Consider the following 14,564-nt stretch of genomic DNA (forward strand, 5'->3'; position numbering starts at 1 on the left):
TTTTGCGGTACTCCACCCCAAAACCCTGTTATAGATTTGCAAATCTAATTTATTTAGACTAAATCTTAATAAAGTTTTGGATTTTAACTTTGGGATGGGCAAATTTTTACTAATTATCTTCACTTTATTCTATGTGCCTGTGATGGCACAAAGCACTAATCAAGGTTCCGTTTATGGAAAAGTAATCTCTGATGATGGGTCTCCGCTGGCCTATGCCACAGTTGTCATCAAAGGCACAAGATTGGGCACACTTACCGACGAACAGGGCAGGTACGAAATCAACATACCTTATGGAAAACATACAGTTGCCGTATCTTTCATTGGATTTTCCGCTGCTTCAGAAAGCATACAAATAAACTCAGGCTACCGAAGAGTATCACTCGATTTTGTACTGAGCGAAAACACCGAAAATTTAGATGAGGTCACCGTAAGTGGTAAATCAAACAAGACAGCCATAGAGACCAAAGGTTTTGCGGTAAATGCTATAGAAACCAGAGAAGCCGGACTTAGAAGTATTCAAACCAACGAACTGTTGAATACCACAGTTGGCGTAAAAATACGTCAAAATGGAGGTTTGGGTTCCAGCGTTCAATACAGTTTAAATGGTCTATCCGGCCGTTCAGTCAGCATTTTTATTGATGGTATTCCAATTTCCACCTATGGTTCTTCTTTCAACTTAAACAGTATCCCTCCTTCAATGATAAAGAACATTGAAGTCTATAAGGGGGTGGTGCCCGGGCATTTATCCAGCGATGCAGTAGGTGGAGCCATTAACATAGAACTTCATGATGGAGCCCAAAATAATCTTAGTGCCTCTGTTTCCTATGGCTCGTTCAACACGTTGCAAACAAATTTGAATGGTGCCTATAGAATGGAAAAATCCGGATTTACCATCAAAGCATCCGCATTTCACAACTATTCGGATAATGATTATAAGATTTCTGGAAGAACCATAGTGGATATTGCCCCAAATGGGGTACAAACACCTATTGTGGCCAGAAGGTTTCATGATGCCTACCGTTCTTCGGGCGGTACGTTTCAAGTTGGGTTTACCAATGTTAGTTGGGCAGATCAATTTTTGGTGGGCATTACCGCCTCTGATGAATACAATGAAGTGCAGCACGGTACTTTCGTGACCATATCGCCCTATAAGGGCAGATTTCTGGAGTCCGATGCCTTTCTTGGTAATCTAACCTACCAAAAAGAAAATCTATTTATAAAAAACCTCGACCTAACTGTTAATGGGGTATATGGCAAGCGTAACCGCGTTATTAACGATACCGTTGCCCAGGCCTATACTTGGGCAGGAGAGAGACTGGTTGGGTTTGATGGTGAATATCTGGATTATATCTGGGGCTCCCAAAATGAAAATGGTCCAACGCTGGCCAAAATTGTCCGTAACGTGGCGTCGGTTCGATCCGGTCTTTCCTATGCCATCAACAACAACCACAGAATTCTGTTGAATCATGTTTATAGCGGTATTGACAGAGAAGATACTGATGAAATGGTGTCCCTGTTGGAAAATACCTTTCAACAAAACAGTGACATTTATAAGAATATCATTTCCCTTAGTTATGAGCTGAACGCATTTGATGATAAATTCAAATTAAACGCCTTTGGGAAACATTATTTACAGAAAGTCCTCAACAACAAACCGGTGTTTAATGATGACAATACCGAAGTAATTGATGAGGTTTACGAAAGCAACAAAGACTACACCGGATATGGATTTGCCTCCTCCTATATTGTTGTTCCAGAAATTACCTTGTTGCTATCCGCAGAAAAAGCCATTCGCCTGCCCAGTGAAAACGAAGTTTTTGGGGATGCTGGGGACAACTTGCTTCCCAATCTCACCATTCAGCCTGAAACAAGTGACAATTTGAACATTGGTTTTCGCCTTGGCAAGTTTTATATTAAAAAACATGGGCTTACCCTGACCACCAACTTCTTTGCCCGTAATATTGAGAACAGAATAGGACTGCCTCCCGATGCCGATGGCCTTAGGGAAAGTGATGAGTTTGTACAGTATACCAACTTGGAGAACACTGCTGAATCCAAAGGTATAGAAGCTGAATTCAATTACACCTATGACAATAACCTCGGTTTCAATTTCAACTTGACCCGCATGAGTTTGACAACGGTAAATTCAGGTGTTGAGAGCGATGTTCCCAACGTGCCCCTGTTTACCATGAACGCTGGTTTACGATATTCCCTAAGAGACTTTATACAAACAAACTCATTGATCAATCTCTTTTATAACGCCTACTATACCGACGAATTTGCCTTCAAGTTCGCTGCAGGAAGGAATACATCGGGTGAAGAAGAATTTCTGATCCCTGAGCAAATATCCCATGACTTTGGGTTGAGTTATGTGTTTCCTAAAAAGAATTTTATCCTAAGCTTCGATGTCAAAAACATATTTGATCAAGCCATATACGATAATCTATCCGTACAAAAACCAGGTAGGGCTTTTTATGTAAAACTTAATTATATAATCAACAATTTTTAACCCCTTAATATATAGTAAAATGAAACATATCTTTTTAAATTTTAGAACTTTAGCTGTTATTTTGCTAGTGTTTGGTTTGGTAGCCGCATGTAGTAGTGATGACAATGGCGGTGAAGACCCTGCGGTTGTTGACACCGATGGCGACGGTATTGCAGATGCAAGTGACGAATGCCCTTCAGAAGCGGGAGCAGCTGCCAACAATGGATGCCCTGATGAAGGACCTGAAGAAGAATCTCGATGGATTACCATAGCTGGTGCCAGAATGGGAGAAAACCCTGGTGATGGTAATGGAGGAACCTTAATCTACTCCGTAACCAGTGCAGAGGCCAAAGATCCAACCGTACAAATAGATCCTTTTAACGATGGTTTTGTTGCTCCATCCAATAGAACGGCCAGATTGCAAGCTTCTGAAGATGGTAATACTATTTTTAACATTAGCTATGCTGGTGATACCGGTGGTAACTACACTAAATACATTGTAAATGGTGGCAATGATTTTGAACAAACCGGATCAGAAATCAGCATTGCGCCTTATGTTGGTTCGGCCCCAAGATGGATCAAGTTATTTGATGGCGATCAAACTGGTTCTGCCGTTTATGTATCCACTGAACACCAAGTTGATGACAATGGCACCCCAGACAATGTAACTGATGACACTTACATCCGTACAAGTCAGACCATTGGCGTTGTAACTTTGAATTTGGTCGATTCCCAGATCAACAATTTCCAAGAACATGAGATCGGTTTGTCTGAAGAAGAAGAGGCATTGGGATATTACATTTCTAGAATCGATATGCCAACTTTAAATGCCGCTGGCGACAAATTATACATCGGTGCCCGCTTGAGCAAAGTTGATCCAACAACAATAGAGAGTGATAGTGATTATGAAATTTTGGGCTCCAAAACCATCGTATTGGATTACCCTTCCCTTTTGAACCCCACCGTAATTACTTCTGGTGTAGGACACGGAAACACAAATGGCTATAGAAGCATCAATTCCTTTGAGTATAATGGTGCGGTATACCAAGCCAACCAAGGCGACCCTGAAGGTTCCTATATCCTAAGAATCGGCGCAGACAACCAGTATGATGATTCTTACGATTTTAACTTGGACGAAGCATTGGGCGTAACAGGTGCTTATGTACTGGCCTGGAGACCTGCTGCAAACGGAAAAGGAGTTTTGGCCTACCGTCACGATGGATCCGCAGAAGGCGTTGCCGGCCAACAAGGTTTCTTTGCCCTTATTGATTTAGAAGCTAGGTCCGCTACACAAATTACCGACATTCCTTATACTGCAGACTTTTACTTGTTCCAATATCAAGGATTTGCCGTAGATGGAACAGAAATTTACCTTACAGAAGCTCCTGTAGGACAAAATGGAAATATCTATGTTGTAGATACTGAAACTGGGGCAGTAACCCAGGGAGCGGAGCTCATCAATGCCGTGGGAAGCCACTTTATCGGCGCTTGGTAACCCTCTCTAAAGCAATAATTATATTAAAATTCCGTGGGAGCCATTTCTCCCACGGGATTTTTAAGATTTAAAAAGTTTTATAATAGATTAGGTGAAATGGAATTATATCCCGTTTGAAACTTTAATCAAAAGCAATAATTTTGAAATCCTGATTACATAACAGATTCATTAACATCTTTATAAGTCATAAATTTATAGAGCATGGTACTTGACTTAAAAAAATCTCATTAGAACCAAAATGAAAACACATACTATAAAATCCTTCCTTCTTGGTATTGTTACCATACTTGCCGCCTCAAACACCACGGCACAACAAGGGGATACGGATAATCCTTTTATGGACAGGAACTATTGGGCCTCAAAGCCCACAATAGCCGATATTGATGCTAAAATTGCACAGGGACATCCTATCACCGAAGCAAATTCTGGTGGATTTGACCCCACCACCTTTGCTATTTTTGGAGGAAATCCCGTAACCACGATTGCTCACCTTGTCGACAATGGAAATGATGTAAACAAGCGCACCCATGACTCTCGGACCTATATTTTTTGGGCAGCTTCAAGGGGTGACCTGGAGGTAATGCAGTACTTGGTTGAAAAAGGAGCCAAATTGGATTTAAAGGACTCCCATGGATACTCCGTGACTCAGTTTACCGCAGCGGGAGGACAAACAGACCCGAAAATCTATGATTTCCTTATTGAAAACGGAGCAGACCTTAAAAATGAAAAGGATCATGATGGTCGCAACGTACTTTTGGTGGCAGCACCAAGGGCAAAAAATTTGGACTTAATCGATTATTTTGTCAGCAAAGGGCTAAGCCTTGAATCTACAGACGATCACGGAAACGGTATTTTCAACATAGCCGCCCAAGGTGGTAACATTGAAATATTGAAGGCTTTGGTCGCAAGAGGAGTTTCAACGGAAAAAAATTCCAACACCAATGAAAATGCCATTCTTTTTGCAAGTCGTGGTGGAAGAGGAAGCAGCAATGGAATGGAAGTATTCAAGTACTTGGAAAGCCTGGGACTCAACCCTAATGTTACTTCCAAAAGCGGAACCACTCCGTTGCACAACCTATCGCGCTCTTCAGATGATCTTGCTATTTACCAGTATTTTATAGACAAAGGCGTGAATCCCAACACAGCAGACGAAGAAGGCAATACCCCATTGTTGAACGCTGCCTCTCGCAACAAGTTGGAAGTCATCAAGTTTTTGGCCGAAAAAACGAATGACATCAACCACGCTAACAATGAAGGACATTCAGCATTGACCCTTGCCATTCAGGATAACAGTGGCGAAGTTGTTGATTATCTCATTTCCAAAGGAGCCAAGACGACTGTTTTGGATAAAGACGGAAATAACCTTGTCTATTATCTTTTCTCGGCAAGGGGCAACACCCGTGATTTTGATGATAAGGTAATCGCCTTGCGCAAAGAAGGGGTAGATTTCACAAAATCTCAACCAGACGAAAGAACGGTTTGGCATTTGGCTATGGACAAGAACGACTTAAATCTCCTTAAAAAAGTGCAAACTTTTGGAGCCGATATCAATGCAAAGGATGGACAAGGAAATACCGTTTTGCATTATGCCGCAATGAAATCAAATGACACGGATATCCTTAAATATCTTATTGCCAATGGCGCTGATGTTAATTCAACCACCGAATTTGGTGAAACCGCATACGAATTGGCCCAAGAAAATGAGCTATTGGCCAAAAACAATGTGAGTTTGGATTTCCTTAATTAATGATAAATATGAAGAGATCAGTATATCGACCTGCAATCTTATTTGCACTAATAGTAGCTTTTTTAACTGCTTCCTATACACAAGCACCCACTACTGTTTCCTATAAGTGCATGATTCAGATGGCCAACTATACGGGTGAAAAAGCCTATGTGGTTGTTTCTTTGATGAACGCCGAAGGAGAGTATGTAAAAACCCTGTATATGCAAGGGGATGACCCAGAATGGTTTCCCGACCTAAAAGATTGGTGGGGTTTTAACCATGGTACAAATGAGAATATTGATGCCATTACAGGCGCTACTGTGGGCAATGGTGAAAGAAACATTATTTCGTTATCCGTTGATGCTTCACAAGTTGACAGCGGATACAAAATCCGTTTTGAATCAGCAGTGGAAAATCAGGAATACTATACCGTTGATGCCGAGATAGACCTCAATTCAGCTACCATTAGGAACAAGGTTGATGGAAAAGGCTATATCCGGTACATTCGGATGGTGCCCAATTAATATTCTATGACACTTTCGATATGGCGCTATAGCCACTTGACCCTGGCGTTAGTATCATCCTTGTTTCTGTTGGTCGCATCAATTACAGGGGTAATATTGGCCGTGGAACCCATATCGAACAAAATACAGCCCTATCGCATAGCTGATGCCGATGAACTTACTTTGGCCGAGACGCTGACGAACCTAAATGCAAAATACGATGAAGTTCTTTCAATTTCGCGTGACCGTAATGGGTTCATCAGTGTCTCGGTTATCATTGAAGGTGAAAGCAAGCAATTTTATGTAAATCCCTTCTCAGGCGAAGCGTTGGGACCACTCATAGAAAAGGCACCAATTTTTCAGTTCAGCACCAACCTACACCGTTCACTGTTTCTAAAATCTACAGGGCGGCTCTTAATTGGACTTGTATCCTTTTTGCTGTTTTTGATTGCCGTTTCAGGTATTGTGCTCATCGCCAAACGCCAAGGAGGTATTCGCTATTTTTTCGCCCCAGTGGTACGTGAAAATTTTTCCCAATTCAATCATGTTGTTTATTCGCGATTAACATTATTGCCCATTCTAGTATTGTCATTGACGGGGGTATACCTGTCGTTGCTTCGCTTTAACTTGATTCCAGAGGAAAACATTGTACATGAAGTGGACTATGATTCGCTAAATGAAACGCCAATCATACCCATACAAGAATTTGAGCTCCTTCAGAATATAAAATTGGGGCAGCTACGGGAATTGGAATACCCCTTTTCTGAGTTTGTGGAAGATTATTACACCATTCGCCTCAAGAATAGGGAAATTTTGCTCAACCAGTTTACCGGAGAGGTCATCACTGAAAAGAAAGAACCCTTGGTCACTACCATTTCCTCATGGTCCACTGTTCTGCATACCGGGGAGGGCAGTATCATTTGGAGTGCAGTTTTGGGATTGGGAAGTCTTTCCATCCCTTATCTTATGGTCACCGGCTTTGTCATCTATTTTAAACGACCCAAAATCCGCATCAAAAATAAGTTTCTCAAGAACGAGTGTGACCATATCATCTTAGTTGGAACCGAGGGTGGCACTACCCTGTTATATGCCCAAGAATTCCACAAACAATTGCTGAAATCTGGAGAAAAATGCTATTTGGGAATGATGAATGAGTATACTGTATTTCCCCAAATGAACCAACTTACCTTGATAGCAGCTACGTATGGGCAGGGTGAGGCTCCTGCAACTGCATCGAAGTTCATGCAACTCATCAAAGAGCATCTCCAAAAACAACCCTTCTCCTTTTCCGTAGTTGGATTTGGCTCTACATCCTATCCAAATTTTTGTCAATTTGCATATGAAGCATTTGACACCCTTAAAAAGTATTCAAATGCTACCGCTTTGGGCGAAGTTTTTACGGTAAACAACCAATCTTTTGAGGCGTTTTCCAACTGGGCAAATGCATGGGCCAAATCGCAAGGAACGGCACTTCGTCTTGAAAAGCCCAAAATATCCCTGCCCAAAACCCATATTTCCAATTTTGTAGTGGCGGATAGGGTTGACTTTAGCAAGGAAGACACCTTTCTACTTACGTTGAAAAATAAAAATGGTGCAAGAGCTGTTTCGGGCGACCTTCTATCCATTATACCTGAGGAAGATGGCCGTGAACGTCTTTACTCCATCGGAAATTTGGGAAAAAACACGTTGGCCGTCAGTGTCAAAAAACATCCTAAAGGTGTTTGCTCCAATTTGATGGGGCAACTTGAAAAAGGGGAAACACTATCAGCAGGCGTTGTAAACAACAGGCATTTTCACCTCCCAAAAAGCAACAAAGAAGCCGTTTTAATCGCTACGGGGACGGGCATTGGTCCTTTTTTGGGGATGATTGCTTCCAACAGTCCCAAACGAAATCTGCATTTGTATTGGGGAGGAAGGACATCTGAATCATTTGGTCTGTACCAACCCCACATTGATGAGGCACTTTCCAAAAATAAATTATATCGCTTCATACCAGCCTATTCCCGTGTGGATGATAAAAAGGTCTATGTGCAGCACTTGATTAAAAAGGATGGTGGTAAAATCGCCAAGATTTTGAACAATGGGGGTTGTGTTATGATCTGTGGGTCCATTGCAATGCAACGCGAGGTTATGACCGAGTTAGCAAAGATTTGCAGCACATATCTCAAGAAAGATTTGAGCCACTTCCAAAACCGCAAGCAAATTAAGATGGATTGTTATTAAAGTTTTAAGTTTTCCTATTTCAAAGACAAATTCAGCCCAATATTGAAATTCCAAATAAAAGCTGAATGCAATCATGTTGTAATGTGTGTCATTGACCGTGGGTAATTGATAGAAAACTGTTGGCTAACCACAAAATCAAACTGTTTAAAAGTAGAGCAATAAGAACCCCAAATCTTACCCCAACTTTTGCGCATGGATCCTAACGGTTTTTTGTAGTGTTCCGGTAGATAAGCGTGAAGCAAAAACACGATAGGATGCAACCTACTTGTTGGATTTCAGTACCCCATGTCCTCACCTGTGCCTCTTGCCCTCTTGCCTTATAGATACCTCTTCCAAGGGCTTTGATGATCTTGGCCGCCATCTGTACTTTATTTGTCGGTATACTGGGGGCCTTGACCTCTTGGTTGCGATGGAAACTCTTGGCATAGTCCTCCATGAGTTTCCTTGTATATTTCCTTAGGATGTTTGGATCATTTCCAATTGCCTGTAATTCTCTTTTGTTGGGACTGACCACCATAGAGTAGAATTTTGGGTCTTTCTGTCTCATTTTGAAGGTGTTGACATCGATTTCCCGGATTACTTCGGCTGCGGAAATCTCATCGCCATACTGGTTGAAAAAATGCTCCATATCCTCTTGTTCCAAACCTTGGTTTTCCTTCTCCAGATACTTCACGAAATCTGCCGAGCTTTGCGAATAGTTCTTGCCCAAATTCTGTGCTGTGATGGTGATGTACATTGTCCGATATTTTAAAGTTCGTTGGTGGTGTTTTTCTTTTCTTTGAATCTGACCTCTTGCTTTTCATTGGCATATTTCTTTTCCAGAATGAGCGGCTTCTTTTTTGGTTCGTCCACTTCAAACAGGGATTGCAGCATTGCGACCGTGGGCTTGGTCTGGGTCTTTTCCACATCGCGCATTATGGCGATAACGGCATTGATTCGTTTTAGTAATTTAGCTTCAATGGTGCGTCCCGTTGGCCCGAAATTTTCCTTTGGGGAAATCTCATTGTAAAGAAAAAAATCGAGGATGGTAGTTACTCTCCCTAATAATTTGACTAATCTTTTCGGCCATTTTATCATTTGCCCGATAGACGTGCTGACCAGTCTCAAAAAGATTGTTTTTTATGCCAATGAGAAAATCATCATCGACCTCAATTTGCTTTTCCTTTAATTTGTTTAACAATTCCTCTATGAGCCTGTTCCATTCGGTTTTTAGGCCTCGGTCTATGAGGAATTGCCAAAACGCATAAAAGCTTTTTCCCTGATGGCTTTTTTTGAGCTTGTCAATGGCATCAAATGTAAATGACAGCACCTCTTTTTTGGACAGATCTGAATCGGTATGCTTAAGATAAATTTCTTTGGAAATTTCCTTGAAGTTGATTTCAACTTCTTTGAAATCTGAAAGTAATTCTTTTGCAGTATCATTGATATTCTGAAATCTTGGAATAATTTCATATTCCTGATAGGTATCCACCTTACCACTAATTTTTAACTCGTTGATTTCATTCTCAAGTTCACGCTTTTTCTCTTCAAGGATTTCGATACGTTTTTCAACATCGTCATTGGTCCATTCAACAAGTTCTTTGAGCTGATTAAAGACTTCCTTGAATTTTGATTCGGTTCCTACAAACTCTTTTTTCTTAAGACTTTCCAACCAAATAAGGATTTTAGTGGTGTGATTGGTAAGCTGATAATGCGGTGCGCCACTCTCATTTCTATAACTTGTCAAGAAACCCAGTTGTGTCCATCGTTTAATGAGCTTTTTGGCTTTTACCTCATACGTATCTGCAAATTGAAGGTCGTTTTCCTCATCTTCCTCTAACTGGATACTTTCTAGATGGTCAGCAAGTATGGTATGAAGATAATCGTAGGAATGGCTTTTGCTTGTGTCTGGGAAAGCCGATAAAAGAACCAGTAGAATCAATTCCCGATTACGGGATTTCAAAATCTTGACACTAGGTGCGTGTTCAAGAATGGACTTTATTTCTTCTAATTCAAAAGTTCTCAAAATACGTTAAAGCACTTTCAAATTATCCGAAAAAAGAAATTAGCTGTACCTGATAGTTAATTGTTAAAATTGACTTTAAATATAGCTGAATTTAACCCGAAAACATATCATTCGTTAACAAAATAATTAACATTCAGCATAATATGATAAATTTCCGTTCCGCTTTGGTGAGTGCTTCTGCAAATTTTTATGGCAGAATTTGTGGCATTAAAATCATCCGTCATATCCGAAATGCCTTTGGTTATTAACTCATAGCCTAATGGGTAATCCAGTTTTTTGAGAATTTTTGATTTATAATATTTCCAACGTTTCTTGAACTTTTCATTTGGCTCTAAGTCATAGGCCAAAATGTAAAACACCCTTCGTTGGTGTGAGTAGTTGAATATCTTGGTAAGATGTTTTTGAACAACGGTTTTTGTTGAATGCTTGAAGGCTTCAATTACTGACAATTCCCCGGAATCATCGCAAATTACCAAATCACGTTCACCAGCTTTGTTTCCAGTCGCAGAACGACCACCTTTCGTCTGGTCATTAATGTGAAATCCAAATGTAGATAGCTTGTTTTCTAAAATTTCCTTGATGAATCCATTGTAATCATCTTCGTCAGCTTCTGGATTGTACAGTTTCACATTCTTTAAAAATCTATTTGAGGCAATGATAATCTCATTTGCCATCTGTTTCCCAAAATCATCTTCAAACTTTAAAGGTTTTAAGGAACTCATTGAGTTTTTACCATTAATAGATAGGCTATCTAGGTGTGCTTTTATTTCTTCTACGGGATTGGATTTAGAAATCATCTCGTTTAAATCTGAAAGAAACTCAAATGAGTGCTTTTCTTTTGTTTTGTGAAAATTCAAAGCTTCATCAACAAGTTTTCTGGCATCATCAATAAATTCGTACCTTACCAGCATCTTAATCCTAAGTTGAACCATATCTGGTGATAATCGTTCAGCCTTGTTTAACTTTTCGTAGAGTTTATTGAATTCGTCTCTATCGTTCAGGTTTAAGTAGACCGTAAGTTTGTTGTAATTGACCTTATCATTTACGGTATTTAAACTAGAAAGCGGGGAATTCTGTTCATATTCATACCATTCATTTATCGCTTCTTTAAAAAGTTGTTGACTTTGACTTTTTAGCGCCAAGTTCACTTTCGCACCAAAACGATTTAATGCGAATGTAGGATATTGCGGATATCGACTGACCAACTTATCAAAGATTTCGTAAGCATCCTCAGGCTTTTCTTTGTATCGAATCAAACCAATAAAAAACTGCTTGTGGTCAGAGGGCTTAAATTCTCTGTGAACGATATATGTGGATTCTGGTTCCACAACATTTCGAACGCCAAATTCATCGTTGGCATAATAAGCCTGCATTAATTGCGCTTCAAATATTTCTTTTTCTGTTTCCCTTGTGATGGTTCTAGGATTAGTTCTTTTATGCCAAGCTTCCAATGCCTTCTCTGCTTCTTGCTGCATTTCTTGGTTTTTGGAAAGCTCAGTAACCACATAAGTTATTTCGGGAAGCCAGGTTTGTTGGTCAATAAAATTTGCAATGTCAGATTGTTTGATTCTACTAAGCGCATTTTCCTTTATCCCTTCAGTTTGGGAATGGGAATGTATATAAAGAAGCTGAACAATATTTTTAGTTCCTAAAAGTTCCTGAAAGATTTTGGTCTTATCTTCGAAAAGGTCGCCCATTTCAATTAAGAGTGGCAACAACTCATCTTCTGGTGTTCTAAAATGCTGTCTGTCTGTATGGGCATCAAGAATATTTATACTGTGAGCCAGATTATCTTTAGCATATTTCCTGACCAATCCAACTACACTATTCTCGACAGCCTCTTTTATCTCTATAAAGGATTCTGATTTGAGATAGCTTTTTTGATTTTGAATAGCTTTTAAGATATTGAGAAGAACGAATAGATGAGTTCTTATTTTTTTAGCCTTGAATTGGTTTTCTCTGAGAAAGTATTCATCCGTATTCACGAGCTTAAAACATGGATTTAAGAACTCACCTAAATTTCCTGATTCAAAGGCAACTACTGCTGGTGAGAGCCAGTCTATCCTAACAAGAATTTCATTTCGGCTCGACCAAGTTGGCAGACCTTCAATGAGTTTCGAAGACGCAAATTTTTGTTTTTCAACGCTATTCTGCTCAATTTTCTCAATGTAACAATCGGTAAAATTTGAAGCGACTAATGATTTCAGCTTACCAAGCTTTTCCTTTGGATAGTCATAATTTGTGTACAGCAGAAACTTACTTAACCAGCTTAACGCATCAAGTTTCAAAACAGGTAGACCGATAACGCCATTAAGATATTTAGGATTTATTTTGTAGTTATTGATTGCGGCCACTACATCCTCAAAAATGTGAAATAAAAACCCTTGATTAGAGGCCCCATTTACAAAACCGCCATTAAGTTTACTATCTTCAATAATTTTTAATAACCTTTTTTCTTTTTCCTCTCTTTTCTCAATCTGTAAGCGTAAGTCTTCAGCTTTCCTGATATGGTTTAAAGATTCTCCTTTTTCTTTGGTAATTTCTTGAAAGAGTTGAAAAACGAGACGTGCCGTGTTTCCCTTATTTGGTGTTTCTATTCTCAGATAGGAATTCAATAACAAGTGCAACCCATCTTCCAAGATATTCTTTGTCAATAGGTGTCTAATTTCTCTATCCGAAATTTCCGTTTTGATTTGCCTTAAAAGATAGAAACCGAGTCCAGCAAGGTCGGGTTCGATTAGAAGATAGGGGATGACATCGGGTCTATTCTGTTGAATGAAATGTGCTATTTCCCAGAGTAAATAAGGTTTGGCTATGCCAGACCGAAGTAGTTGCTGAATGTTTTTATAGTGAACCCTTATAGGTGCACCATCTACGATTACGCTATCACTTTCTTTATCAATTTCGACAATCAACCAAACTAAATATGCCAAATCATTTCTGGAATCTTGAGAATAAAAAATATTGTTTTGGTACTTACCCGAAATGTGCTGAATTTGTTGATATCTTTCAAAAGCATCATCTGTCACTACAAAAGAATCATCTTGAATAGACTGATTGGATTGAAACGCATAATTACTTCCCAATCCTTGGTCCAAATAGCATTTTATAAACTCATTCCCAATAGTCGATATATCCTTTTCTTGGTTGATTAGGTTCAAAGATGCCTTTAGAAAACTATCCTTGGAACTCTCTGAGATGTAATCTTGAATCTTTGGCCAATGACTTCCTCGAAGCATTACATTGATAAAATTTAGTATCCTTTCTTCATCGCTGGAAAAGCTATCGTCTAGCATTAGGGCTTCCCAATAATGCCCGCCTATTTCGCTCTTTAAATCGTGCCAATAACTTGGTTCGCTTTGATAGATTGAAAAGAGATGCTCGTTTTTCTGCTTGACAAATATTTTATTATCCTCAAATTCCTTTAAAGTAGGTGTCAATGGAAAACATTTTTTGTGCTTATCGAGTATCGATTTTAATACAGAGGTTTTTATATAAAGTGCTTTGCCTTGACGTTCTTGGGATGTTATTTTAAAAGCATTCAAAAAGGCAAAGTAATCCCAGTGTTCCAAAAGATTGAATAGGTAATCGACATTCCCAATTTTTAATAAACCAGCTTCCTTACTTGATTTTACCCATTTTTTGTCAGCTATCCATTTTCTTGAAATCTTAATACTATTTTGTTTTTCATATTCAAGTAAAGACTCTTTATACAAACCTTCTTGAATGGTCTGACTTGGATGGTTATCGAAAAGGCTTTTTAGAAAAAAGACTTCAGTTTTATAGTCTCTATACTTTTCATAGTCATAGGTTACTGACCTTACTGCGTTTGGAATATGCACAAATCCCAAAACTTCTCTTAGCCAGAATTTATTAAATAAGAAATCGACATTAATATTGACTAAGTTTTGCTGATTATAACGAATTACAAATTTTTCAAATTCTTTTTTTGGAAACAATCGTTGAATACGTTTAGAGGCTAAGATAATATTGCTAAAAAGTAGCGAAGCATTCCAAAGTTTGTTGTCATTCTGGGCACTATTTGGCCTCTTTAAAGTTGGCGGTTTGAGAAGGTTGATATTGGCTATTAAGGACTTTACCGCCTCACTTTCTTTGTAATCCAT

At 39.3% G+C, this 14,564-nt stretch carries 9 protein-coding genes; 5 read left to right on the forward strand and 4 right to left on the reverse strand.

The features are described from left to right. Window positions 1-142 precede the first annotated feature (142 nt). The 5 genes from GUA46_RS10435 (at window position 143) to GUA46_RS10455 (ending at window position 8,435) form a co-directional block, all read left to right on the forward strand. Window positions 143-2,509, forward strand: coding sequence for a TonB-dependent receptor (locus tag GUA46_RS10435; RefSeq protein WP_229418487.1), 2,367 nt, complete (start codon window positions 143-145; stop codon window positions 2,507-2,509). Window positions 2,510-2,528: 19 nt separating this feature from the next. Further along, window positions 2,529-3,983, forward strand: a complete 1,455-nt coding sequence (locus GUA46_RS10440) for a hypothetical protein (RefSeq protein ID WP_176620438.1) — start codon at window positions 2,529-2,531, stop codon at window positions 3,981-3,983. A gap of 238 nt (window positions 3,984-4,221) precedes the next feature. Next, entirely contained in the window at window positions 4,222-5,730 is a 1,509-nt protein-coding gene (locus GUA46_RS10445; protein WP_176620439.1) for an ankyrin repeat domain-containing protein, read from the forward strand. Between the two features lie 8 nt (window positions 5,731-5,738). Beyond that, a complete protein-coding gene (locus tag GUA46_RS10450; RefSeq protein WP_229418488.1) occupies window positions 5,739-6,233 on the forward strand; it encodes a DUF2271 domain-containing protein in 495 nt (164 codons plus the stop codon). A 6-nt stretch (window positions 6,234-6,239) separates the two neighbouring features. Then, a complete protein-coding gene (locus tag GUA46_RS10455; RefSeq protein ID WP_176620441.1) occupies window positions 6,240-8,435 on the forward strand; it encodes a PepSY domain-containing protein in 2,196 nt (731 codons plus the stop codon). A gap of 199 nt (window positions 8,436-8,634) precedes the next feature. On the opposite strand, the gene GUA46_RS10460 is transcribed toward GUA46_RS10455, so the two are convergent. The 4 genes from GUA46_RS10460 to GUA46_RS10475 form a co-directional block, all read right to left on the reverse strand. Continuing rightward, complete coding sequence (locus tag GUA46_RS10460; RefSeq protein WP_176620442.1) at window positions 8,635-9,171, reverse strand: DUF5712 family protein; 537 nt, start codon at window positions 9,169-9,171, stop codon at window positions 8,635-8,637. Window positions 9,172-9,182: 11 nt separating this feature from the next. Next, window positions 9,183-9,512, reverse strand: a complete 330-nt coding sequence (locus GUA46_RS10465; protein ID WP_176620443.1) for a BfmA/BtgA family mobilization protein — start codon at window positions 9,510-9,512, stop codon at window positions 9,183-9,185. Beyond that, window positions 9,436-10,440, reverse strand: a complete 1,005-nt coding sequence (locus tag GUA46_RS10470; RefSeq protein WP_176620444.1) for a DUF3375 family protein — start codon at window positions 10,438-10,440, stop codon at window positions 9,436-9,438. Before GUA46_RS10470 ends, GUA46_RS10465 begins: the two co-directional genes overlap by 77 nt. A 107-nt stretch (window positions 10,441-10,547) precedes the next feature. Beyond that, window positions 10,548-14,564 carry a hypothetical protein gene (locus GUA46_RS10475; RefSeq protein WP_176620445.1) on the reverse strand — a complete coding sequence of 1,339 codons (4,017 nt, stop codon included), beginning with the start codon at window positions 14,562-14,564 and terminating at the stop codon, window positions 10,548-10,550.

It is taken from the genome of Flagellimonas chongwuensis, assembly GCF_013376415.1.
GTDB classification, from domain to species: domain Bacteria; phylum Bacteroidota; class Bacteroidia; order Flavobacteriales; family Flavobacteriaceae; genus Flagellimonas; species Flagellimonas chongwuensis.